This is a genomic window from Virgibacillus litoralis, from assembly GCF_017873675.1.
In the GTDB taxonomy this organism is placed as follows: domain Bacteria; phylum Bacillota; class Bacilli; order Bacillales; family Amphibacillaceae; genus Lentibacillus; species Lentibacillus litoralis.
The window spans coordinates 1-24150 of record NZ_JAGGKK010000006.1 but is presented as its reverse complement, the minus strand read 5'-3'; the positions used below and the strand labels follow the sequence as shown (position 1 = coordinate 24150).

The following is a 24150-nucleotide window of genomic DNA, read 5'->3' as shown; positions in this document are numbered from 1 at the left end:
CGATAACATAACTGGTGCTTGGATAGAATAACCCCTCATATGAGGGGTTATTTTAATGGATAATTTTCTATTATGGATGTACTTCTTTTTATGTAATATTGTAGTACGCATAATAAAATTTAGATTCGATATAGTCTAAAGAATCGTTAGTTACTTCTCCGGTTTCAGCAAAACCTAATACTGCTCTAAGTAACGAATCAATTGCTAAATCTTTTTCCCTATCCGACATCTCCACGTTAAAATAAAACGGTTCATCAGTATCTAAAATTTCCCTATCTTATGAAATTCAGAGTCAGTATATACTGGATTAAAAATCACATAAAACTCACAAATAAAAATAAATAAACGAAATCATGAATAATATTTGTTAAGTAATAGTGTTCAGAAATAAGTTAATTACGCGCAAATTGAAATTTCGTGAAAACGCAAAAAATCATATGCCGAATTGACATGATTTGGGAGGCAAAATAAAGTATCAACCTTTATGTTTTTTCACATAGTATAGTAAGCGAGCCAATTTTAATTACATGAATGGAGGCTGACTGCTGTGATAAATAACAATCAACTTAATCAATGTAAAGCAGCTCTATCGGAACGACAATCAGAATTAATCAATCATGTGCAAGATCATTTTGGTACTAACCTCGAATTGATAAAAGAATCAATGAGTGAATTGTCAAATTACGATAATCACCCTGGAGATCAAGGAACAGAGATGTTTGAACGGGGAAAAGATATAGCACTGAATGAACATGCTGAAAAAGAACTCGAAGATATCAATGCCGCCCTTCATGCTATTGCGGATGGAACTTACGGTATTTGCAGTAAATGTGGTGAGGATATTTCGTTTGAACGACTACAAGCAATTCCTACCGCAGATCGATGTCTGGAACATGCGGAACATGATAACTTCATGGATGATCGCCCTGTTGAAGAACAGGTGTTTAGTCCTAACATTAATCCTAATGAGGTTACGGAAGAAGAACAGACTGGTTACGATGCAGAAGATGCTTGGCAGGAAGTAAGCAGGTATGGTACATCTGAATCGCCATCCGATTTTTATGGTGAAAAGGATAGCTATAATGAAATGTATCCAAACAGTGATGAAAATGTGGGCAGTGTCGAGGATGAGGAGAGTTATCTTGCAGCTGACCGGGACGGTGATTTTATAGGAGTGACACCTAATCATCAGAAATATGAAGAAGAATAGTCGTACACAGCTTAAGTTTTTCCTGTGTACGAATTTTTTTGCAGTAAGAAAATAAAAATACTTTCTTACTGCATCAAGGAAATTTTTGAATTCTAATTTACAATGGTAAATCACGTTTATTGAAAATAAATACAGCCACGGAATATAGTATAATGCCGGCAACACCTAGCCCAATGCATATAGGAATTATATTGACTGTCCCTTGAGCAATTTCAGTTGCTTTAAAAGTTGAAAAAATAGTAAAATTTTGCATCCAGTCCAATTTATCACTAATTTTGGAAACCATATCAACCGCAAAAAATACGAATGAAAGACCACCTGCTATCGATAGTGTTTTTTTCTCGTCATTAAATAAACAAGAAAAGAGAAAGCAATAACTACTTATTACAAAGAATAGTAAGAATGTGACAATATTTAACTCAACGAAATTTGCCGCATTAAAATTGTCTTCTTCAATAAAAATATCTGCTCCTACAACTCCGGAAATGGTAGTAACAACAATGATAAAGATGAGTCCCAACAAGATTACAGCTATTTGAGTCATGGCAATTTTAGATCGTGATAATCCGCTTGATAACAAGTAAGCCATGGACCCTTGATCAACTAGACGTACTATAAGTTGTGTCGCTGTTGTCACACAATAAATAAGTAAAATAATAATGAATAAAAGTCCATAATACTCGCCTGCGACAAAGCCGCTCAAACTGTTGATACCTTCATTAAATCCAAAGGCACTCATCAGGCCTTCAGGCAGTTCTTTGAACATGGTATCAAATGCTTCAGAATCCGCTACAGAAGGATATAGCCAGATGACTAACGATAAATAAAAGATTGATCCGAGTGTAAAGCTAATAACTGTTTTGGCCTTATTTTTAAACATTGTAGCAAATAGGGATCTGCTCATTTTGAGTCACCATCCATTTCGTAAAAGTGCATGAATATATCTTCGAGGTTTTGGTGATGTACATCAATGCTGTTAATCCCACAGTTACTGATTATCTTTACAAACTGCTCATAATCTCCTTGAACTGTAATCTGCACCCGAAGTTGTTCCGTTTGTAAAACTTCCAGAGGACTATTTCTAATGATAGTAATGTCTTCTTCCGATTTTACTGTTACATCAAAGATTTTTCGTTGTATGGTTTGCAGTTTACGTATTTCTTCAATCGCAACAAGTTCTCCACCCTTAATAATTCCGACACGGTCACTTGTACGATCAATCTCGGAAAAACTGTGTGACGACATTAATATAGTTTTCCCTTTATCTTTCTCCTCGCTAATCAATTCAACAAAAATACTTTGCATTAATGGATCAAGTCCGCTTGTTGGCTCATCTAGAATGAGTACTTCTGGATCATGCATAAATGCTGCTACAATCCCCACTTTTTGCTTCATTCCTTTAGACATTTTTCGAATGGGTGTATTGACGTTGAACTGAAATCGCTCAATTAATTCCTTTTGGCGTTTAGTATGTTTCATGTTGCGCATACCAGCCAGAAGATTTAGAAATTCTTTTCCAGTCATACCTTCTAAAAATGCCGTTTCTCCTGGTAAATATCCAACTGACTTTTGAATTTCGGCACTGTTTTTCCAGCAATCAAGTTGATTAATCTCTACACTGCCTGATGTTGGCTTCATGAATCCCATTAGATGTCTTATAGTAGTTGATTTTCCTGCACCATTTGGTCCGAGAAAACCAAATACCTCCCCATCCGCGACTGTAAATGATATATCAAAAATTCCTTTGCCATTTGAAAATTCTTTGGTTAAACCATTAATTGTAATGGGCATTTTCTCATCTCCGTGTAATAAAAGTTATGAAATATTTTTATCTATATAGTTCATAATATATAAAATAACGTTCATTTACAATAGTTTATGAAATATTTTAATTGTTTTATTACATAAATTTTAATAAAATAAAAATGTGAGGTGAAATACATGGACGGTTTTCAAAGGCGAAAGGAACGGAAAAAGGATACAATATTGTTTGCTGCCTTAACTTTGTTTAAAGATTTTGGCATTAAAAAGGTATCTGTAACAGAAATAGCCGATCAAGCTAATGTATCCCAGGTTACTATTTATAACTATTTTGGCAGTAAAGATGATCTTATACATGCAGTTATGGTTTATTACCTTGAGGAGATATGGCGGGACTACGAAATACTATTAGATAGTAACCTTTCGTATGACAAAAAGATTAAACAGATAATCTTTAAAGAAGGTGAAATAGCAAACCAAATAAGTGAGACATTCTTTAAGGAGTTCATGACGTATTATAAAGCAGATAGTTATATTAATGATTATTATACGAACAAGGTTGTTCCGAGGATGATCCAATTCTTTGATGAAGGGAAAAGGCTGGGGTATGTAAACCCAAACATATCAAATGATGCTATCTTCTTCTATATACAAATGTTTATGGAATACATGCAACGTGAAGAAGTTAATACAAAAATGCTTTCGTTAACAGAGGATGTTATAACCCTTTTCTTCTATGGGATATTTGGAAAGGACCAAAATTAATTGAAACCATCCTAAAATTATATCGTATAAATTACTAAGGAGTTGATAGAGGTGGCAGAGAAAGATGGATGTATTAAATGTGGCAGTACCGATGCCGATCAGAAAGAGGTATCTATGACTGGGACAGGCCTATCTAAAATGTTTGATGTACAAAATAATCAGTTCATCGTAATTTCATGCAGTAATTGTGGGTATTCGGAGTTTTATAACAAAAAAAGTTCATCTGGAAGTAATATTCTGGACCTCTTTTTCGGATAGGCAAAAGCTCCTCGTTTTGAGGAGCTTTTCTACTTTTAAAAACCGCTATTAAACATCATGTTCATAAAGTTTCCAAGCATTGAATCCATGAATGATTGTATGAAAAATCCAAACACTAATAATATAATAATGTGTAACCCAATCAATACATAAATTCGATCAAATCCATTAGGTGTCTGTTCTACTAAAATAAATGTAGGTGCAATAAGCAGAGTGCTAAGAATACTTAAAAGTAAAAGCAGTCCAGCTATTGATGTAATGCCAATTAGCCAGAATAGTATTCCTGCAGTAAATAAAAGTAAAAACGGAACTAAATATGCACCGTATTTGGCAATAACATCAGGAAACGTAACCGCTTGAACGGAAAGCTTTGCACCAGCGAATGTTAATCCAGCAATCAGTAAGTACAGAATGGTGAAAATTATAAATGGTAAAATAAAGCTATCCAAAAATGTAATTTGCATAAAGAATCCAATTTGAATGGTACTAAGAATTAAATGGTAGCTTAAAGCAATTACTAATGAAAATAATACAAATGTAATTATTCCTGAACTCATATCGGATCCATTAGCTTTTTTTGCTTCACTTGGATTTTTAACGAGTGTTACAAAAAAATGGCCAAAATTAGATCCGGTAGTCTTTAATTTCTCAACTGTTTCGTTTGGATTTTGATTAGTTGATGGAGAAGTGCTGACAGTTGAATCAGCGACAGCTTCATATCGATCATCCTTGCCTAATTCAGCACCACAATTAGTACAAAACTTTCCTTCAGCTGTTTGCTGGCCGCATGAAGAGCATTGCATAGAATCACTTCCTTTAAAAATTGATAGGTTAAATTATAATGCATGTACTATTATAGTACATTATATAATAAATTCGACATAAATAGGCGAAATCCTTGTATATTTACCTTTGAAAATTAGAACTTAGCATTTGTTAGGAGGTCAAAAAGCGTATGTTTATTTAGCAGTTAAGGAACCATCATGGCTGCTGAATGCGCAGTCACCATCTATCATGAAAATTATTTTTCATATAGCAAATTTCAGGTTAGCGGACACCAGGGACCTTATTTGGCAAAAATCCACGAAAATGGTGGTGTTTGCGGACACCAAGGACCTTATTTCACACAAATACAGTTAAATAACCATGATATATGTATAATAAGGGCTTCTGTGTCCGGATAACTTCGAGAAAGTTACTTTTATATAGAAATAGCGTCTCCTGTGTCCGCTAAAATCAATTTACAGATTGGCGATAAGTCAAGTTTTTAAAAAACTGTACAATAAAAAACTTGCAGCGAATATCGCTGCAAGTCTTAAAAGGGGGTATTTATTTTTCACGTTTGACTAACTCTAACGATATCTTCTGAGGCTCACCATCCCGGTAGATCTCCAGCTCAACTGACTCACCAATCTTTGTTTCATTATATAAATATTTTCGCAGATCTAAAATGGATGTGATTTTATTCCCATTAATTTTGGTAATCACGTCAAACTGTTGCAATTCTGCTTTGCTTGCTGGTGATCCTTGCTGGACTTTGGCGACTACCATACCGCCCTCAACATTTTCTGGCAGTTGGATTTGATCACGATATTGCGGAGGCACTTGTCCCATTGATGCAGTACTTATTCCAATGAATGGACGTGCTACCTCACCATCTTCTTCAAGTTGTTTCATAATTGGCCGTGCTTCATCAATTGGTATGGAAAAACCAATACCTTCTACTGATGTTTTTGCTATTTTCATAGAGTTAATGCCAATTACTTTACCTTTAGAATTGATGAGGGCACCACCACTGTTACCTGGGTTAATTGCAGCATCAGTCTGAATGACTTCAGTAACCCAATCTGGCTGTCCATCACCATTTGTATCAATACTTACTGAACGATCAAGACCGCTAATTATACCTTTTGTTACAGAGTTGGCGAAATTCATTCCTAGTGGATTTCCAATCGCAACTACTGTGTCACCAACTTTTAAATTTTTAGAGGAGCCAAGGTCAGCGATTGTGTTTACTTTTTTACCATCAACTTGAAGTACAGCTAAGTCTGTAAATGAATCTGTTCCTAAAACTTTTGCTGAGATACGAGTGTCACTATTTAAAACAACTTCTACTTCTTCAGCACCCTCAACAACATGCTGATTTGTTACGACATATGCTTTTCCGTCTTTTTCTTTATAAATTATGCCAGAGCCAGCCCCTGCTTGTTTGCTTTGGGTCCATACACTTTGTTGCTGTTTATTAATAACCCCAACGACGGCCTTAGAAACCTCATCCATGTTGGAAGCTATATTTGAATTGTCTGACGCCACTGTTTCCGCTATTTCAGGTGCCGTTTGCTCATTGCCTTCTGATGAAGCAGAGTCACTTTCTTCCTGCTGATTTAAAGGAATAATGTTTGTTGTGAATAATAAGGCAACTATTACTGCTGAAATCACACCCCCAGCAATTCCGCTCATAAGTGTCTTGAAACCTGACTTTTGCTTAGGTTTTTCCTGCTTTGGTTTAGCATTTTGTCTTGCTGTTTCTGCAATACCAGGACTTGCTTCTGTCTTTTGTTCTTGTTTATCTAAAGTGTTTTCTTCCAACTCTTGATTATTATCATTATCGTTGCGATCCATAAAAACATCACCCTTTTCATGTATAGTACAATTCTTATTATAAGTTTTATATTTGGTATGAATTTGGTATAAATATGGAAAAAGTGTGTAATTTGCTTATTAGTGTTCACAAATACTAAATTATGTAAAAATATAAATAACAATAATATGACGATTAGGGGGGCGATTACATGAATGATCACATTGGTGTAGTAGAAGATGATACGAATATTCAAAACATCGTTTCTGCTTATTTAAAAAAGGAAGGCTTCCATGTAACAGTTATGGATTCTGCTGAGAAAGCCTGGGAACTTTGGGAAACTCAACCTCCAGATATGTGGATACTGGATATAATGCTCCCTGGTATGGATGGTTATGAGTTTTGTAAAAAAATCAGAAATGAAAGTAATGTACCAATTATCATAATTTCTGCCAAAGACGATGAAATTGATAAAATCCTTGGACTAGAGTTGGGCGGGGACGATTACTTAACAAAGCCATTTAGTCCAAGAGAGTTACTTGCACGTGTGAAAAGGGTGTTTAAACGCTCCCAGCCACAAGTGAAAATGAGTGAAGTCGGACATGACAAGTTAAAGGTAGACAATCTGTTAATTCATGAGAGTGACCGCAGAATTTTTTGGAGTGGTGAGGAACAGGATGTGACTACCAAAGAATTCGATATGCTCTTATTGTTTGCTGAGAATGTGAATCGTGCTTTTTCGCGCGAGGAACTTCTAGTAAAAATCTGGGGAGAAGATTATTTTGGCAGTGATAGAGCTGTTGACGATCTGGTTAAACGAATACGTAAAAAATTGAGTGATATTCCATTAGAGACCGTCTGGGGATATGGATATCGTTTACGCAGTGAAGAGGATCAGACATGAAACTTCAATCACAGCTTAACTTGGCTTTTACTACGTTACTCCTTGTAATGCTTACTGTTACAGGGCTTGTCATCTACTCTTTACTTATGGACATGCTTATTGAGGATGAGCAGGCTGAATTAAAACAAAATGGTGAATTACTGGTTCAGGTCCTAAATGAAAATGGCAGAGGGAATAGTTTGCAGGGATTCAGTGATTTTCTGGATGAACAGGATTTGGATTTATTCCTATATGATCGTAAACAGAATCGTGTGCTGGATTCGACAATGCCACCGAGGTATGTAAATGGGTTTTCAGCAAATAATAATTTTGCGGACGATCAAAAGGAGCTATGGGAAATTGGAAATAATAAATTCGTCACTTCCCGTATATTATTTAGCCCAGAAAGTACTGGATTGGAATTAATTCTATTAACACCGATAAATGATTTACAGACAGTACAACAGGATTTTTTTCAACGGCTGATGATTGTCTTTATAATTGGAGCAATTGCAGCTGTATTCCTTAGTTATTTCCTAACGAATAAATTGGTAACGCCTTTAAGCAGATTAAAAGGTCAACTAAAGAAAATAGAAAATCGTAAATTTGATGAGCTTGAATCAATCAAAGCAACCGGTGAAATAAAAGAAGTGGAGCAAAGTGTTTACGAAATGGCATCTGAACTTCAGCGTTACGTAAATTCGCAGCAAGCCTTTTTCCAGAATGCGAGCCATGAATTAAAAACACCTCTAATGACAATACAAGGTTATGCAGAGGGGATACGCGACAAGGTCTTTGATGAGCAGGAACAGGAAAAAGGGCTGGATATGATGGTCACGGAAGTTAAACGGCTCAAGATGATTATAAATGAAATGATCCTTTTGGCAAAACTTGATAGTGAACAAGCAGCTTATCAACCACAAAATGTAAGTACTTCGACGCTAATTAATCAAGTAATGGACCGAACGTTACCAATGGTTAATGAAAAAAATATAACAATTAATCAAGAGGTCGATGAAGGAAGCTCCCTGTTCGTTGATCAGGAAAAGGTTCTACGTGCATTATTAAACATAACCTTCAATGCGATTCGCCATGCAAAGACGCGTGTTGATATAACTGTTGAAAAATCTACAATTGTTATTGAAGATGATGGCGAGGGAATTTCAAAGGATTTACTTCCACATATTTTCCACCGGTTTGTTAAAGGTAATAATGGGGAAACTGGTTTAGGACTAGCAATTGCACGAGCTATTATTGAACAATCAGGCGGGAAAATCATGGTACACGAATCCAAGCTTGGCGGTGCTAAATTTATTCTTTCTTTTACTAATTAGATTTTTGTGTTACAATTGGATAGTTTGATTCACCCCGTAATAATAGAGGAGCGTACTTTTATGCAATTAAGAGAAGATATTCGTAATATCGCAATTATCGCCCATGTTGACCATGGCAAAACAACACTTGTTGATCAGATGCTGAGATACTCAGGAACATTTCGTGAGAATGAACAAGTGAATGAACGTGCCATGGACTCCAACGATATTGAACGAGAACGTGGAATTACCATTTTGGCAAAGAACACAGCGATTAAATATAATGACACAGCTATTAATATTTTAGATACGCCTGGCCACGCAGATTTTGGTGGGGAAGTAGAACGTATTATGAAAATGGTAGATGGTGTTATATTAGTTGTTGATGCGTATGAAGGTACAATGCCGCAAACGCGGTTTGTATTGAAGAAAGCGTTGGAACAAAAATTGACGCCTATTGTCGTTTTAAATAAAATAGACCGACCTAACGCAAGACCACAAGAGGTTGTTGATGAGGTATTGGATCTATTTATTGAATTAGGAGCAGATGATAACCAATTGGAATTCCCAGTTGTTTATGCTTCAGCAATAAACGGAACGTCAGGGGAAGAGCCTGATGACCAGCAGGAAACAATGGATCCGGTTTTCAAAATGATAATGGGGCATATTCCTGCACCTGCTGATACCCGAGAAGAGCCGTTACAGTTTCAGATTACACTACTCGATTATAATGACTATGTCGGAAGAATCGGTGTGGGGCGTGTAGTTCGAGGTAAAATAAGCGTCGGACAGCAAGTTGTTGTAATGAAAAAAGACGGCACGCAAAAAAACTTCCGTATCAGTAAACTGTTTGGCTTCACAGGCTTAAAGAGAGTTGAAATTGAGGAAGCCAAAGGTGGCGATATCGTCGCAATAGCAGGTTTGGATGATATAAATGTCGGTGAAACAATCTGTGCACATGATCATCCAGAAGCATTACCATGGTTGCGTATTGATGAGCCAACACTGCAAATGACATTTGTTGTTAATAATAGCCCATTTGCTGGTCGTGAAGGTAAATATATCACATCTCGAAGAATTGAAGAGCGTCTTATGAAGCAATTGGAAACGGATGTCAGCTTACGTGTTGAACCAACCGATTCACCGGATGCGTGGACTGTTTCAGGCCGTGGTGAATTGCACCTTTCAATTCTGATTGAAAACATGCGTCGCGAAGGCTTCGAATTACAGCTTTCTAAGCCACAAGTAATCATTAAAGAGATTGATGGAGTAAAATGTGAGCCATTTGAGCGTGTTCAAGTAGATGTTCCTGAAGATTACACAGGGTCTGTCATGGAATCGCTTGGTGCACGTAAAGGCGAAATGCTTGATATGGTTAACCAAGGTAATGGCCAAGTTCGTTTGGAATTTAAAGTGCCATCACGTGGATTAATCGGGTATTCAACCGAGTTTATGTCACAGACACGCGGTTATGGTATCATAAATCACACATTTGACGCTTATGAGCCTTTCGCTAAAGGACAGGTTGGTGGCCGCCGAGAAGGTGTACTTGTTGGAATGGAACAAGGTAAAGCATCGACTTATGGCATCATGCAGCTTGAGGATCGTGGAGTAATTTTCGTAGAACCTGGTACAGAAATCTATGCTGGAATGATTGTTGGCGAGCATAATCGTGAAAATGATTTAACTGTTAATATTACAAAAGAAAAGCATTTGACGAACGTTCGTTCAGCAACCAAAGACCAGACATCTACGATCAGAAAGACTAGAGAGATGTCATTAGAAGAAGCAATTGAATATTTGAATGATGATGAGTATTGTGAGGTAACACCAGAATCAATCCGTCTTCGTAAAAAAATATTAAACAACAGTGAACGGCAAAAAGCATCAAAAAAAGCAAAAATTTAATATTGAATCTGTACGGCAGGGGCATATCATAGTGCTTCTGCCGTTTTTGCTTTATTAATAGACAGACGGCTTATCATTGGAAGCTAGGAATGAGCAGCAGGTGCTCTGAATCCATGCTTAAATATTGAAACAAGTCCTCTTTAAAGGTAAACTGAACGAAATAATCAATTGTGAGGTGATTCCTTGACCCGATATTTAATCATAATTTTCACATTCATGCTTATAGCCAGCGCTTGTTCTCAAGATGAAGAAAGACAGCAACAATCAGATGAGACAAGTGTTGATATTCCAAATACAGAAGGGAATCTTCAAGTTATTGCTGAAAATCTTCAGGAGCCTTGGGAGATTGCCAAACTAAATGACGCATTTTACGTAAGCGAGCGAATTGGATCAATTGTTACGATTAGAAAAGGTGAGCAGACACGTAAACAGGTACAATTTTCAAAGGACCTATCTAACCAGGCAGAGGCGGGATTATTAGGCATTGCTGTTCCTGGAAATTTTAGTGAAACGAATGAAGCTTTTGCCTATTATTCCTATCAGGAAGATAATCAGTACTATCAAAGGGTAGTTACAATTAAAGAGTCAGACGAACAATGGGAAGAAACATCTGTGTTAATAGATAGGATTCCTGGAGGGCAGTTCCACCAGGGCGGTCGTATTGAAATTGGGCCAGATAATAAACTGTATATAACAACCGGTGATGCGACGCAACCCGAATTGGCACAGGACCTAGATAGTTTAGCTGGGAAAATTCTACGGATGAACCTTGACGGGTCTATTCCAACTGATAACCCGTTTGAAGATTCCTATGTATTTACGTTTGGACATCGTAATCCACAGGGAATGGCGTGGAATGAAGCAGATGAAATGTTCGCAACGGAACATGGCTCAAGTGCTCATGATGAAATTAACCTTATAATTAAAGGGAGTAATTATGGCTGGCCGGAGATTCAGGGTGATGAAACAGCTGCTAATATGGAGCGTCCGATTATTCATTCTGGTGAAAATACCTGGGCACCTTCTGGAATGACGTATCATAATGGTTTTTTCTACTTTGCTTCATTAAGAGGTGAGGGGCTACGCCGGTTTGACCCAGCAAACAAGACCCAGAAGCTAATAGTTTCAAATGTAGGGCGAGTTCGTGACGCTCTCGCCACTAACGAAGGAATCTATTTCCTGACAAATAATACGGATGGTCGTGGAGATCCTGCAGCGAATGATGACAGGTTGCTATTCTTACCATATAACGATCTAGACTAGAATGAACTACCTTGCACAAACTATGCAAGGTAGTTTTTATATAGATATTCGGAAAGTCCATCAGATTTCAGAAGAAATCATCTTCTTTATTAATGAAAGCCCTTGCAAAACATGTATATACAAGTTAAACTTAAATAAGTTACTTGTATATACATGTTTAAAAGAGTTTCTAAAAATTAGGGAGGTATTCCTGTGGTAAATAATAAAGAAGTGATCTATGCGCCACTTAGTGGTCAGATAAAAAAACTTGAAGATGTTCCGGATCCAACCTTTTCTGAAAAAATGATGGGTGATGGTCTGGCAATTGACCCTAGTGATGGTAAAGTAGTAGCACCATTGGATGGTGAAGTTGTTCAGATTTTTCCTACAAAGCATGCTGTAGGAATTCGAGGAAACTCTGGTGTAGAGGTATTAATTCATATTGGTCTTGATACGGTTTCTTTAGATGGTAAGGGATTTGAAGCACATGTGAAACAAGGCGATCAAGTGAAAATCGGGGATCCTCTAATTACATTTGACGTAGACTTTATCCGAGAAAAAGCAACTGATGTAATTACGCCGGTAATTATCACAAATGGCAGTGAACTGGAATTTATCGAAAAAACAAATGATTCAACAGTTGTCGGTGGTCAATCAAGATTATTTAATGTGCAGAAAAAGAAAGCTACTGATGAAATAGTATCAGCAACAGGAACGGATCAATACAGCCAAGAAGCGAGTGAAATTGTTGAAGCACTAGGTGGCGAGGGAAACATTAACGTTGCCACCCATTGTGTGACACGTCTTCGTTTTGCGTTATCGGATGAAGATCAAGTCAATAAAGATACTCTGGAAAACATGGATATCGTAAAAGGATCATTTTCAGCTAACGGTCAATTTCAAGTGGTAATCGGTCAAGGAACAGTTGACAAGGTATATGCTGCAATGGTTAATCAAACGAATATTGGTGAAGCCTCTAAAGAAGACGTTAAAGCAGCTACGGCGCAAAAACAAAATCCGCTTCAGCGGGCTATCAAGGTATTAGCTGATGTTTTTATTCCCATTTTACCTGCAATCGTAACTGCTGGTCTACTGATGGGTATCAATAATATACTTGTAAATCCGGTTTTTGCTGATCAACCGATTGTGGAAATGTACCCGCAATGGGCTGGATTGGCCGATATGATTAATATTATAGCAAATACGGCATTTACCTTTTTACCAGCATTAATTGGTTGGTCAGCTGTCAAACGGTTTGGCGGTAATGAATTGCTCGGTGTTGTTCTCGGACTGATAATGGTTCACCCAGCACTTCTCAATGCATGGTCTTACGGTGATGCTTTGGAAGCAGGCGAAATTCCAAAGTGGAACCTGTTCGGGTTTGAAGTGGATAAAATTGGTTATCAAGGCCAGGTCCTGCCTGTGCTATTTGCATCATGGGTTCTTGCGAAAATTGAAATCCTTATGAAAAAACGTGTTATTGATTCATTACAATTACTTGTGGTAGCACCTGTTGCCCTACTGGTTACTGGATTCCTCACATTTATTATTATAGGCCCAATCACTTTTGCTATCGGAAACGGAATCACTGATGGACTTGTAGCATTATTTGATCAGTTTGCATTGATTGGTGGTCTTGTTTATGGAGCAATATATGCACCAATGGTTATCACAGGTATGCATCACACATTCTTAGCAATTGATCTGCAGCTGATTGGCAGCACTGGGTCGACTTTTCTGTGGCCAATTCTGGCACTATCTAATATAGCTCAGGGCGCCGCAGCATTTGCGATGATGCTTGTTGCAAGAGAGGAAAAACTAAAAGGACTTGCAGGTACATCAGGTCTATCTGCCTGGCTTGGGATCACTGAACCGGCGATGTTTGGTGTGAATTTGCGTTTTAAGTATCCGTTTATCGCTGCGGTATTTGGATCGTCAATAGCTGGCGCATTCATCACGATGCAGCATGTAACTGCAGAGTCTATCGGGATAGGTGGCGTTCCAGGATTCCTATCTATTGCGAATGGAATGCTTTCATTCTTTATCGCAATGGCGATTGTTATCGTTGTGCCATTTATAATTACGTATTTAATTGCAAAAAGAAAGCTTAATACACATTAATACAACTAGAATTACGAGGTGTTAGCAATGAATGAAGCATGGTGGCAGAAAGCTGTTGTTTATCAGATATACCCTAAGAGTTTTCATGACACAACAGGTAATGGTGTAGGCGATATACAAGGGATTATCAAGAAGCTTGATTATATAAAAAAAATAGGTGTCGACGTTATTTGGCTGACACCTGTTTATCAATCACCGCAAAAAGATAATGGCTATGATATTAGTGATTATTATTCCATTGAACCAACGTACGGAACGATGGAGGACTTTGAAGAATTACTGGCTGAAACGCATAAACGGGATATGAAACTTATAATGGATCTCGTTATCAATCATACGTCAACTGAACACGAGTGGTTCAAAAAGGCATCGGAATCTAAAAATAATAAGTTTCGTGATTTCTACATTTGGAAGGATGCCACCAATGGTGATGTGCCAAATAATTGGCAATCGAAATTCGGTGGCTCTGCTTGGCAAATTGATCAAAAAACAAACCAATATTACTTGCATTTATTTGATCAAACACAAGCAGATCTGAACTGGGAAAATGACCAACTCAGAGTAGAAATATATGAAATGATGCGATTCTGGGCTAATAAAGGAATTGATGGATTTCGCCTGGATGTAATTAATCTTATTTCGAAGGATCAGCATTTTCCAAATGATTATTCTGGAGATGGGAGAAAATTCTATACTGATGGACCTCGGATTCATGAATACTTACACGAGATGAATCGAGCTGTTTTTTCACCACATCGTATGATGACTGTGGGCGAAATGTCCTCAACAACACTGGATAACTGCGTGCTATATACACGCCCAGAGCGACATGAACTTGATATGACGTTTCAATTTCATCATCTGAAGGTCGATTATCCTGATGGTGAAAAATGGACAAAAGCACCTTTTGATTTCCAGGAGTTAAAGGAAATTTTATCTAAATGGCAAGTCGGCATGCATAAAGGGGGTGGCTGGAATGCATTGTTCTGGTGCAACCATGACCAGCCACGTGTTGTTTCGCGCTTCGGTAATGACGGAAAATACCATAACGAATCAGCAAAAATGCTTGCAACAACTTTACACATGATGAAAGGAACTCCCTATATTTATCAGGGGGAAGAGATTGGGATGACTAACCCTAACTTTACGCAAATTGATGACTATCGTGATGTGGAATCACTAAATGCTTATGAATCGTTGCTCCGTTCTGGGAAACCTGAGGATGAAGTGTTGGCTATCCTTCAGCAAAAGTCACGTGATAACGCCAGGACACCAATGCAATGGTCAGCAGGCAATCATGCTGGGTTCTCTTCCACCACTCCGTGGATACCAGTTGCAGACAATTATGAACAAATAAATGCGGGAAAGGCCTTAAGCAATCCGAATTCAATCTTTTCACACTATCAGGAGTTAGTAGATTTACGGAAAAAGTATGATATCATAACATATGGTGACTACCAGTTATTACTTAAAGATAACGAGAGTGTATTTGCGTATAAACGTAATTGGAACAATGAAACCTTGCTTGTTGTCAGTAATTTCTATGGAAAAGAAGTAACAGCACATATTGACTTAGCGAAATATGAGAATATAAAAATGTTACTCTCGAATTATCCGGACACTGATCAAACGTTTGATCAATTGAAGTTAAGACCATATGAGTCAGTTGTGTATTATTTGAAATAATGGGGTAGAGCGATGCAAAAGTATTTAACGATATATCATGAACTCGTGAAAAAAATTCAGTCAAATCAATTGCCAGAGTCAACAAAGTTACCATCAGAAAACGAACTCACAGAGATATACTCTACCTCACGGGAAACAATCCGAAAGGCACTGAACCAATTGGCTCAAGATGGGTACATTCAAAAGATTCGCGGGAAAGGTTCTGTGGTAATTGATACCAATAAGTTTGACTTTCCAGTCTCAGGGATTGTTAGTTTCAAAGAACTGGCAACAAACTTGCAATTACCAGCCAATACGATAGTTAATGAACTAGCAATCGTTGAAGCGGACCAGGAATTACAATCAAAATTAAATATAAATCTTCGTGACTCAGTATGGAAGGTAGTTAGAGCAAGAAAGATTTCAGGTGAAAAAGTAATATTAGATAAAGATTATTTTAATAAGGATTATGTTCCTGAATTAACTAGGGAAATATGTGAGGATTCAATTTATGATTACCTAGAGAATCAGCTTGAATTGAAAATAAGCTTTGCCCGAAAGGAAATTGTTGTTGAAGAGCCTTCTGAAGAAGACCGAGCTCTACTGGATCTTGAAGGCTATTCTAATGTTGTGGTAATTAAAAGCATGGTATACCTTGAGGATACAAGTTTATTTCAATATACAGAATCACGGCACCGCCCGGATAAATTTCGATTTGTTGATTTTGCCAGACGTGTAAAATAATAAGTGGCTGGGACAAAAGTATTTAGTCAAAGTAAAATCCGAACTATGATTCAAAATTCTTGAAATAGAATTTGAATTAGTTCGGATTTTTGCAGTTAAGAATGTATAACTACTTTCTTACTGCATAAGTGCAACTATGGCATTCACCAAAAGGCTTGGTGAATGCCTAGTTTTCTAATATTGCAGATTAGATATAAACTGCGACATAGATTCGATTAATATCATTTAGTGAAGCTCACTAGCCCCGCAGTTGGAATATACTCGCTTTCCGTGGGCTCACCACGAGCCTCCTCGCTCGCAAAGAACGCTCCCTGTGGGGTCTCTTTGGCTCGTTGTCCCACAGGAGTCTCGCATATTCCATCTGCTGGTTTAGATGGTCTAAAATCTTGTTTATATCATCACAACATGCATTGATTTTTTGAATTAGGGAGCAAACCTAGCGGTGGAAATACACGTAGACTCCTGTGGGAGCTGAGGCCTAGATGAGACTACGCAGCGACGTAGGAGCAAGTAGGCTCATCAGCCGCCCACGGAAAGCGAAGTGTATTTCCGGAGCGGCATCATAGCACTCAAACTTTTCAAAAAGTACTTCGCAGTATATAGGAATTACGTATTAGATTCAACCATTGTTAATGAACGTTCTAAAAAACCTATCCTGTTATTATTCGTCTTTAAAGTAGAGATTTTTAGTTATGTCCCAGCCTCTTTATCAAATGTTGAACTATTGGTATTTGGTGGCAGGTTCCCGGTTGGAGGTGTACCGTGAATATAGGCTGGTGATGGTTTAAGAAATGGAACTTGACCCATAGCTTCAGGGTTCGCTACATATTCAAAGTTACCCTGTCCATCATAGGAAGGTCCGTTTGCCCATCTCCCCTGTGCACTTTCTTCTCCCTTGGAAAAATTCATGAATGAATAGGAGACCTGTTGTTTTTCGTTTTCCTGTGGGAATGTGCTAGGAACAATTGCCTTTTGATTTTGTTCCAGTTCTTCAATAGCAGCTATCCACTGATTTTGGTGCATTGTGTCTCGTGCAATCAGGAATGAAAGCATGTCTCTGACACCTGGATCTGTTGTTGATTCGTATAGACGCACAACTTGTAATCTTCCTTGTGATTCAGCATTTAAATTTGCCCGAAAATCAGCCAATAAATTACCGCTTGAAATCGTATAGCGGGAATTCCAAGGATAACCGGTACTATCTGTTGGCGTAGCGCCTAACCCTGAAACTATAATATGCTGAGGATTCATTCCCCCTAGTGCTGCTTCTACAACTGGATCCTTTGCTGCTTCATCCTGTTCCTTCGCTGGGGCTCCGTCAAGTAATTGAGCGATCATTGTTGTTATCATTTCTACATGGGCAATTTCCTCTGTACCTATATCAAGTATCATATCCTTGTATTTTTGGTCGCCACGACAATTCCACCCCTGGAATAGATATTGCATCATAACTGTCATTTCTCCGTACTGTCCGCCTAATACCTCTTGCAGTTTCTTTGCGTATACAGGATCTGGCTTTGAGGGTTTTGCATTGTATTGCAATTCCTTAATATGATGAAACACATCAATTCCTCCTTTTTATGATAAGCTACTTTTATAGTTTGTTTAATAGTACTGTAACTATACGGAGAAAGCAGGTGCATTGAATGAGGATATACTTAAAACGAATTCGGTTTTTATTTAAATTTCACAAATCTATTCCATTTCTAAAAGACTTCTTTATATCCAAAGAGATTAAACCCGTTACTAAATTGGTATATGCGCTTTTAATTATTAGCTATATCGCTATTCCATTTGATATTATCCCGGACTTTTTGTTTATATTTGGGATTGTTGATGATATAACGATTGCTATATTCCTTTTGGAGCGAATGGTTAACTCTGCTCCTCAATCACTAAAAGAAAAACATGAATTATTTGATTAAATTAAGGTTGTTATAGTGCTATCACAACGTTTTGGAAATACACTTCGCGAACCTGGTCATAGAACAAATACTAAATACAACAAATGGGTTAACCTTAGCTTGTGTAACAGTGTATATCAACTAAGACCATTGCATGGAAAAGGCAATTATTGAATAGCAATAAAAACCGGAATGCAATTTTGTAGTTTTGCATTCCGGTTTTTTATGACCGTTTTTCGTCTTTTTTGTCATTAGGAATATACTTTGTATAGTATGCTGCAAATATTAAGCTGATGAACGATAAGCCCCAGGCAGCTATTCCACTCCACTGCAGGTTCATTCGCAGACCTATAATTAGTATGATAGCACTCAGGATGAGAAAAAAGGTTGATAAATAACGTTTCACTGATAACACCCCAATTATTAAAGGTAACTGATAATTACGATATGAAACTTTTTAATCTCTCGTTAATAATAATATGCCTTTCATACTAGTTATAACATAACTCCTGCAAATTTTTGAAGGATTCTATTGTCCAGCCACATCCCTTTTTGTGAAAAATACCCAGGATAGAACAAGGAAAATTAAGTAATATACCACCAAGACTATTATAGAGAATCCTAGGCTCATTCCATCAAGCCAAGGTGTGCCATTTGTATACTGACTCAAATCTGTATTCGCAAACATGATGTATTTTGCCCAACTATAGTCTGCGAAAAAGGTTACAATCGCATTACCAGCAAGCATGAGAAAAATAGCTATCCCGATTGCTAGTGAGCTTTGACGGAAAATTGCTGAAATCATGAACGCAAATGTTGCCATCATTAATAGTGTTACAAGCTGGAATCCATACCCTTCAATAATTTGCTGAATGACAGATACGTAAGAGTAGCTTTCACTTTGGTTAAGAACGATATGCGGGTCGATTCCGTTTATCCCGAAAAATAGGATGCCAACTACCCAAGAAAACACTAAAACATATAGTAGTGTAAATAATGCGAACAACAGAACCGACACATATTTTGATAATAATATCTTCGTACGTGTGATCGGCCGGATGAGCAGCAGTTTAATGGTACCCCATTTAAATTCATTTGCAATTATTCCTGCTGCAACGATTATGGTAAATAAGCTCACTAGTGATAGCAAAAATTCATTTTCCATCACAAATTGCCAAGCATCATAGCTGTTAGGTTGGATATCATTATCAAGATAGTAGTTATTTTCTTCAATCTGCCGTGCGTTATAGCCTTGCATCATTTCTTCTTCTTCTAATTGTTTCTTTAATTCTTCATTTTCCTGCTGGAGTGTTTGTCTCCAATTACTATCCTGGTATTTTTCATTAGTCCCCGGAGCATTGGCACCTTGTGCAAAGTTAGCAAGGAAAGCTAACCCAAGAATAATGAGAGATACAAGAATGTACATTACCCATGTTGACTTACGTATGTATAACTTATACTGTTCGTTAACTAAAAGCTTAAAAAAATTACTCAATTGTATTCTCTCCAATCAAATCAAAGAATTTATCTTCTAGTGTTGATTTCGTAATAGATACCTGGTAGACAAGGACGTCATTATTTATCAGTGTTTTAATGATTGATGGTATTGTATCACGCTCACTCTGGATTGTGATTGTGCCGTTGTCTGAAGTTGCATCAATATCATGGTTTGATTTTAGGAGTTCGATTGCATGTTCAATTGGCGTTACTTCCATTTGTACTGGAGTTGCGCTATCCTGATCAGTTGCTGCGTTAACGTCCTGTGTCGCTACAAGTTCGCCATTTTTGATAAGTCCTATGCGATCACACATTAGCTCGATCTCCGATAATAAATGACTTGAAATAATCACAGCAACGTTTTCTTCGCTTGCTAATGCTCTTATATACTTACGAATTTCGCGAATACCGGCAGGATCTAATCCATTGGTAGGCTCGTCCAGGATTAGTACTGAGGGTTTATGTAAGAGTGCTTGCGCGATCCCCAATCGCTGTCGCATTCCCAATGAGTATTTTTTCACCTTTTCATTTATAGGCTTTTCTAACCCAACCAGTTTAATTACTTCATGAATGCGTTCCTTTGTAATCCCCGGAATCATACGGGAAAAATGCATCAAGTTTTGCCATCCGCTCATGAATGGGTACATTTCAGGATTTTCGACAATAGCACCAACTTCGCGGATTGCTTCCTTGTAATCGGTTTTGATGCTATTTCCCAGTATATGGACATCACCCTCTGTAATCTGCATCAATCCTACCATCATGCGTATTGTTGTTGTCTTGCCGGCACCATTTGGGCCAATAAAACCAAATACTTCTCCTCTATCAATAGAAAAAGAAAGTCCTTTAATAATTTCTTTTTTGCCTAGCGATTTTTTTACATTAATTAATTCTATAGCTGCATTTGACATAAAAATACTCCCTTCCCTAATACTATACATAAGTACGAATAAACACTTAAAATGTTTCATTAAATCACAATTCTTAGATTAGAAAACTTGGCAATCGTTAAAGGGATTCTTATGAAAGCGTATTTTGCTTTCTTAGAACCCCTTATACTCTGGAGTGCAAGTCTTAATATAGATAAGCCTTAGTTGCACTTATGCAGTAAGAAAGGATTTATACTTTCTTAACTGCCAAAAAAGGTACCCCATACGAGATAGAACGTACAGAGTACCTGGGAAAATAGGGTTATTTGATTAAATCGGGATTTTCTCCTTTTGCCTCTTTAACTCGAGATCGCCGGTATCCGGCAGCTATGTCTGCTTTCTTAAATTCTTTTGAATAATGAACTTCCAGAGCATCTGGTAATTGCTTGTTCTTTGTTGGCTGATATTGAGATTTTCTCATAATAGACTTCCTTTCTAATAATAGATTATCAGTCTATTATTTATGTTCCCAGTGAGTATAAAATTAAACATGGAATTATTCTTCATATATACAATCGTTTCCCAATCATAAAAAGTGGCACCTTTTAAAAATATTTGTTTTGCCACCTTTTCCTTGCGGGATTCGATTGTATGAGTAGAAGCAACCTTTTATTTTCAAAAAAATCAGATATAATGGAAATAACTATTTAATTAAGAGGGGTGTAGTTATGCGAGATGTTGTTATTGTAGAGGGCTGCCGTACAGCAATAGGCAGAAGAAAAGGTATGTATGCAAATTACCGATCAGATGAATTGGCTGCAGTTGTACTGGAAGATTTAGTTGAACGCTCGAATATTAATAAGGCTGATGTTGAAGATGTTATTTTAGGTTGTGTAACACAAGTCAATGAGCAAGGTGGAAACATTGCAAGGACTGCAGCTTTAATTGCTGGTTTTCCAGCGCATGTACCAGGTGTAACAATTGACCGACAGTGTGGTTCAAGTCAGCAAGCTGTGCACTTTGGTGCGCAGGCCATTGCGGCTGGAGATATGGATATTATGATTGCAGGCGGTGTTGAAAGCATGACACGCGCACCAATGTTTTCCAATATGCAGGATACTAAGCCAAGTGAAAAATTAACAGCACAATATGAGATTGTTAATCAGGGAATATCGGCAGAAAAAATTGCTGATAAGTGGAACTTTACGAGAGAAGAATTAGATCAATTTTCTCTGCAAAGTCACAAACGTGCATTAGCAGCAATTAAAAAGGGCAATTTTGAACAGGAAATCGTACCGGTTGAAACAGAAAATGAGAATGGACTGCCGGAACTTATGAAAACCGATGAGGGACCAAGAGCTAATACAACTTTAGAAGCATTAGCTGAGCTGAAGACAGTCTTTAAAGAAGACGGTAAAATAACTGCTGGGAATGCAAGTCAAATGAGCGATGGGGCAAGTGCTGTACTATTAATGTCCAGCGAAAAGGCAGAGGAACTTGGTTTGAAACCGAAAGCAAGAATAGCAGCCCGAACCGTTGTTGGATCAGACCCTACTCTTATGCTGACAGGACCAATTGAAGCAACAAGAAGGGCGCTGAAAAAGGCTAACCTTTCAATTGAACAGATAGATCGGTATGAAGTAAATGAAGCATTTGCTCCAGTACCGTTAGCCTGGCTGAATGATATTGGGGGAGATTCTGATAAGCTGAATGTGAATGGTGGAGCAATTGCACTTGGTCATCCGCTGGGAGCAACAGGGACGAAGCTGCTTGTTTCGCTAATTAATGAACTGGAACGTACGGAAGGCAAATACGGTTTGCTGGCAATCTGTGAAGGTATGGGAATGGCGAATGCGACGATTATTGAACGACTTTAACTCCAAAGATAATTATGAAAAGGCTGTGTAAATATGGGTAAATTTACAGTAGATTCGTTTAATGGAGGAAATATGTTATATTAGGGTAAAAGTGCTAAGGAGCAAGAGTCTATGAAATGGGGTAAATTAGTTTGGGTTCTGTTGGCATTATTATTAGCTGTTATTATTACAGCTTGCTCAGACAAGAAACCTGAGGAAACTGCTGAACCAGAAAATGAAGAACCAACAGAATCCAAAGAACCTACAGAACCAAAAGAACCAGAGGTAGTCCACAAAGAAATTACAATTTCTGCAATAGGTGATATGCTGATACATAGTTCTGTATACAAGGATGCCCAAACGGCTGATGGTTACGACTTTATGCCAATGCTTGAGCGGGTTAAACCATTCTTAAATGACACGACGCTTACGTTCGCCAATCAGGAAACGATGATCGGAGGTAAGCAATTAGGATTATCTACTTACCCGAGATTTAACAGCCCTTATGCAGTAGGTAATGCATTGAAAAAGTCAGGTGTTGATGTCGTTTCTTTAGCTAACAATCACACATTGGATGGTGGAGAAGAAGCAATCCAAAGTGCCATAGAACATTGGGAAAGCATAGATATGATGTACACTGGTGCATACAAGAGTGAAGCTGACAGTGACAAGATTCGGGTATATGAAACAAATGAAGGTATTTCTGTTGCATTTTTAGCTTACACATATGGGACAAACGGACTGCCGGTGCCAGAAGGTAAGGATTATTTAGTTAATTTAATTGATAAAGAACTAATGGCAAGCAGGATCCAGGAGGCAAAGAAACAAGCAGATGCTGTGGTGTTAAGTATGCATTTTGGTAATCAATATGAGCGATTACCAAGTGATGGACAAAAAGAACTCGTCCAATTTGCTGCTGATAGTGGTGTAGATGTTGTTCTTGGCCACCATCCACATGTCCTCCAGCCCATTGATTGGATAGAGGGATCAAATGGAAACAAAACGCTAGTTGCATATTCACTAGGGAATTTTTTATCAGGTCAGGACGAATTTTACCGACGAATTGGCGGTATTTTTAAATTTACTATTCACAAAACAATTGAAGGTGAAAAAGAAACAGTTGAAGTAAAATCACCTCAATTGATGCCGACCTTTGTAAAGTATAGCAACTGGGCGAATTATCAGGTTGCACCGATGTATCAGCTGACAAATGATGAACTTGCAAATGCTGAAAAACACTATCAGGAAATAAAAGACCATATGTCTCAGTGGGTTCCAAAGCTTGAGTTTATTGAGGAATAGAAAAAGGGATATCAGCATCCTAGCTACGGGTTTAGTTTTGGAAGAGGAAAATGTTAATCACATTAGAATTTAGTATACGCCCGTTACTGAATTTAACGGAATGAGGATCCGGATTACTGATTTGGCGGATCCTCATTCCGTTATTTCCTTGAAAACCCCCGTTTTAAGCTTGGGGTCGGATCCTCGTTCCGCTGATATGAACAAAACTGTCAAGTCCCAAGCTGTTTTTCCCTTTTTTGGGTATACTTAATACAAGAAGCCATTTTAACTT

General features: G+C 37.7%; 22 protein-coding genes. 13 read left to right on the top strand and 9 right to left on the bottom strand.

Features of this window, described 5'->3' with window-relative positions:
• The first annotated feature begins 547 nt into the window (after positions 1 to 547).
• A complete protein-coding gene (locus tag J2Z82_RS06805; protein ID WP_209480039.1) occupies positions 548 to 1210 on the top strand; it encodes a TraR/DksA C4-type zinc finger protein in 663 nt (220 codons plus the stop codon).
• 97 nt (positions 1211 to 1307) lie between these two features.
• Here the strand turns inward: J2Z82_RS06805 and J2Z82_RS06800 are convergent, their stop codons facing one another.
• Entirely contained in the window at positions 1308 to 2114 is an 807-nt protein-coding gene (locus tag J2Z82_RS06800; protein ID WP_209480038.1) for an ABC transporter permease subunit, read from the bottom strand.
• Positions 2111 to 3001: an ABC transporter ATP-binding protein gene (locus J2Z82_RS06795; RefSeq protein WP_209480037.1), complete on the bottom strand. Its 891-nt coding sequence runs from the start codon at positions 2999 to 3001 to the stop codon at positions 2111 to 2113. The genes J2Z82_RS06800 and J2Z82_RS06795 overlap by 4 nt, the downstream gene beginning before the upstream one ends.
• A 150-nt stretch (positions 3002 to 3151) precedes the next feature.
• Between J2Z82_RS06795 and J2Z82_RS06790 the strand changes: the two genes are divergently transcribed.
• Positions 3152 to 3736, top strand: a complete 585-nt coding sequence (locus J2Z82_RS06790) for a TetR/AcrR family transcriptional regulator (protein WP_209480036.1) — start codon at positions 3152 to 3154, stop codon at positions 3734 to 3736.
• Between the two features lie 51 nt (positions 3737 to 3787).
• Complete coding sequence (locus tag J2Z82_RS06785; RefSeq protein WP_209480035.1) at positions 3788 to 3994, top strand: zinc ribbon domain-containing protein; 207 nt, start codon at positions 3788 to 3790, stop codon at positions 3992 to 3994.
• 35 nt (positions 3995 to 4029) lie between these two features.
• On the opposite strand, the gene J2Z82_RS06780 is transcribed toward J2Z82_RS06785, so the two are convergent.
• Together J2Z82_RS06780 and J2Z82_RS06775 are read right to left on the bottom strand one after the other, a co-directional pair.
• Complete coding sequence (locus J2Z82_RS06780; RefSeq protein ID WP_209480034.1) at positions 4030 to 4797, bottom strand: zinc ribbon domain-containing protein; 768 nt, start codon at positions 4795 to 4797, stop codon at positions 4030 to 4032.
• A gap of 526 nt (positions 4798 to 5323) precedes the next feature.
• The gene (locus tag J2Z82_RS06775) at positions 5324 to 6616 is read right to left on the bottom strand and encodes a S1C family serine protease (protein ID WP_209480033.1); all 1293 of its coding nucleotides are present in this window, start codon (positions 6614 to 6616) and stop codon (positions 5324 to 5326) included.
• 170 nt (positions 6617 to 6786) lie between these two features.
• Here J2Z82_RS06775 and J2Z82_RS06770 point away from each other — a divergent pair, with 170 nt between their 5' ends.
• The 7 genes from J2Z82_RS06770 (at position 6787) to treR (ending at position 16451) form a co-directional block, all read left to right on the top strand.
• Positions 6787 to 7479, top strand: coding sequence for a response regulator transcription factor (locus J2Z82_RS06770; protein ID WP_209480032.1), 693 nt, complete (start codon positions 6787 to 6789; stop codon positions 7477 to 7479).
• Complete coding sequence (locus J2Z82_RS06765; protein ID WP_209480031.1) at positions 7476 to 8792, top strand: sensor histidine kinase; 1317 nt, start codon at positions 7476 to 7478, stop codon at positions 8790 to 8792. The genes J2Z82_RS06770 and J2Z82_RS06765 overlap by 4 nt, the downstream gene beginning before the upstream one ends.
• 60 nt (positions 8793 to 8852) lie before the next feature.
• Positions 8853 to 10679, top strand: a complete 1827-nt coding sequence (gene typA / locus J2Z82_RS06760; RefSeq protein ID WP_209480030.1) for a translational GTPase TypA — start codon at positions 8853 to 8855, stop codon at positions 10677 to 10679.
• A 183-nt stretch (positions 10680 to 10862) separates the two neighbouring features.
• The gene (locus J2Z82_RS06755) at positions 10863 to 11942 is read left to right on the top strand and encodes a PQQ-dependent sugar dehydrogenase (RefSeq protein ID WP_245251164.1); all 1080 of its coding nucleotides are present in this window, start codon (positions 10863 to 10865) and stop codon (positions 11940 to 11942) included.
• Positions 11943 to 12134: 192 nt separating this feature from the next.
• Positions 12135 to 14042 carry a PTS system trehalose-specific EIIBC component gene (gene treP, locus J2Z82_RS06750; RefSeq protein WP_342453605.1) on the top strand — a complete coding sequence of 636 codons (1908 nt, stop codon included), beginning with the start codon at positions 12135 to 12137 and terminating at the stop codon, positions 14040 to 14042.
• 27 nt (positions 14043 to 14069) lie between these two features.
• On the top strand, positions 14070 to 15728 hold the full coding sequence (treC, locus tag J2Z82_RS06745; protein WP_209480029.1) for an alpha,alpha-phosphotrehalase: 1659 nt from the start codon (positions 14070 to 14072) through the stop codon (positions 15726 to 15728).
• Positions 15729 to 15740: 12 nt separating this feature from the next.
• On the top strand, positions 15741 to 16451 hold the full coding sequence (gene treR / locus J2Z82_RS06740; RefSeq protein ID WP_209480028.1) for a trehalose operon repressor: 711 nt from the start codon (positions 15741 to 15743) through the stop codon (positions 16449 to 16451).
• Positions 16452 to 17141: 690 nt separating this feature from the next.
• Here the strand turns inward: treR and J2Z82_RS06735 are convergent.
• Positions 17142 to 18014 carry a manganese catalase gene (locus J2Z82_RS06735; RefSeq protein WP_209480027.1) on the bottom strand — a complete coding sequence of 291 codons (873 nt, stop codon included), beginning with the start codon at positions 18012 to 18014 and terminating at the stop codon, positions 17142 to 17144.
• Positions 18015 to 18097: 83 nt separating this feature from the next.
• On the opposite strand from J2Z82_RS06735, the gene J2Z82_RS06730 reads away from it, so the two are divergent.
• Positions 18098 to 18376, top strand: a complete 279-nt coding sequence (locus tag J2Z82_RS06730) for a YkvA family protein (RefSeq protein WP_209480026.1) — start codon at positions 18098 to 18100, stop codon at positions 18374 to 18376.
• 202 nt (positions 18377 to 18578) lie between these two features.
• Here the strand turns inward: J2Z82_RS06730 and J2Z82_RS06725 are convergent, their stop codons facing one another.
• The 4 genes from J2Z82_RS06725 to J2Z82_RS06710 all read right to left on the bottom strand — a co-directional run bounded on the left by J2Z82_RS06725 (position 18579) and on the right by J2Z82_RS06710 (position 21202).
• On the bottom strand, positions 18579 to 18761 hold the full coding sequence (locus J2Z82_RS06725) for a hypothetical protein (protein ID WP_209480025.1): 183 nt from the start codon (positions 18759 to 18761) through the stop codon (positions 18579 to 18581).
• A 123-nt stretch (positions 18762 to 18884) separates the two neighbouring features.
• Complete coding sequence (locus J2Z82_RS06720) at positions 18885 to 19850, bottom strand: ABC transporter permease (protein WP_209480024.1); 966 nt, start codon at positions 19848 to 19850, stop codon at positions 18885 to 18887.
• Positions 19843 to 20763 (bottom strand): ABC transporter ATP-binding protein, encoded by a 921-nt coding sequence (locus J2Z82_RS06715; protein ID WP_209480023.1) that lies wholly within the window; start codon positions 20761 to 20763, stop codon positions 19843 to 19845. Before J2Z82_RS06715 ends, J2Z82_RS06720 begins: the two co-directional genes overlap by 8 nt.
• A 280-nt stretch (positions 20764 to 21043) precedes the next feature.
• Positions 21044 to 21202, bottom strand: coding sequence for a YfhE family protein (locus J2Z82_RS06710; RefSeq protein WP_209480022.1), 159 nt, complete (start codon positions 21200 to 21202; stop codon positions 21044 to 21046).
• Between the two features lie 247 nt (positions 21203 to 21449).
• On the opposite strand from J2Z82_RS06710, the gene J2Z82_RS06705 reads away from it, so the two are divergent.
• Positions 21450 to 22598: a thiolase family protein gene (locus J2Z82_RS06705; protein WP_209480021.1), complete on the top strand. Its 1149-nt coding sequence runs from the start codon at positions 21450 to 21452 to the stop codon at positions 22596 to 22598.
• A gap of 111 nt (positions 22599 to 22709) precedes the next feature.
• Complete coding sequence (locus tag J2Z82_RS06700; protein ID WP_209480020.1) at positions 22710 to 23879, top strand: CapA family protein; 1170 nt, start codon at positions 22710 to 22712, stop codon at positions 23877 to 23879.
• The last annotated feature ends 271 nt before the right edge of the window (positions 23880 to 24150 follow it).

What these genes read in the sequence shown, in the direction of transcription:
- J2Z82_RS06730 (WP_209480026.1), top strand. Translation starts at nt 18,098, where the DNA reads ATGAGGATATACTTAAAACGAATTCGGTTTTTATTTAAATTTCACAAA.
- J2Z82_RS06795 (WP_209480037.1), bottom strand. Translation starts at nt 3,001, where the DNA reads ATGCCCATTACAATTAATGGTTTAACCAAAGAATTTTCAAATGGCAAA.
- treC (WP_209480029.1), top strand. Translation starts at nt 14,070, where the DNA reads ATGAATGAAGCATGGTGGCAGAAAGCTGTTGTTTATCAGATATACCCT.
- J2Z82_RS06765 (WP_209480031.1), top strand. Translation starts at nt 7,476, where the DNA reads ATGAAACTTCAATCACAGCTTAACTTGGCTTTTACTACGTTACTCCTT.
- J2Z82_RS06700 (WP_209480020.1), top strand. Translation starts at nt 22,710, where the DNA reads ATGAAATGGGGTAAATTAGTTTGGGTTCTGTTGGCATTATTATTAGCT.
- J2Z82_RS06790 (WP_209480036.1), top strand. Translation starts at nt 3,152, where the DNA reads ATGGACGGTTTTCAAAGGCGAAAGGAACGGAAAAAGGATACAATATTG.
- J2Z82_RS06770 (WP_209480032.1), top strand. Translation starts at nt 6,787, where the DNA reads ATGAATGATCACATTGGTGTAGTAGAAGATGATACGAATATTCAAAAC.
- J2Z82_RS06800 (WP_209480038.1), bottom strand. Translation starts at nt 2,114, where the DNA reads ATGAGCAGATCCCTATTTGCTACAATGTTTAAAAATAAGGCCAAAACA.
- J2Z82_RS06705 (WP_209480021.1), top strand. Translation starts at nt 21,450, where the DNA reads ATGCGAGATGTTGTTATTGTAGAGGGCTGCCGTACAGCAATAGGCAGA.
- J2Z82_RS06715 (WP_209480023.1), bottom strand. Translation starts at nt 20,763, where the DNA reads ATGTCAAATGCAGCTATAGAATTAATTAATGTAAAAAAATCGCTAGGC.
- typA (WP_209480030.1), top strand. Translation starts at nt 8,853, where the DNA reads ATGCAATTAAGAGAAGATATTCGTAATATCGCAATTATCGCCCATGTT.
- J2Z82_RS06710 (WP_209480022.1), bottom strand. Translation starts at nt 21,202, where the DNA reads ATGAGAAAATCTCAATATCAGCCAACAAAGAACAAGCAATTACCAGAT.
- J2Z82_RS06780 (WP_209480034.1), bottom strand. Translation starts at nt 4,797, where the DNA reads ATGCAATGCTCTTCATGCGGCCAGCAAACAGCTGAAGGAAAGTTTTGT.
- J2Z82_RS06775 (WP_209480033.1), bottom strand. Translation starts at nt 6,616, where the DNA reads ATGGATCGCAACGATAATGATAATAATCAAGAGTTGGAAGAAAACACT.
- treR (WP_209480028.1), top strand. Translation starts at nt 15,741, where the DNA reads ATGCAAAAGTATTTAACGATATATCATGAACTCGTGAAAAAAATTCAG.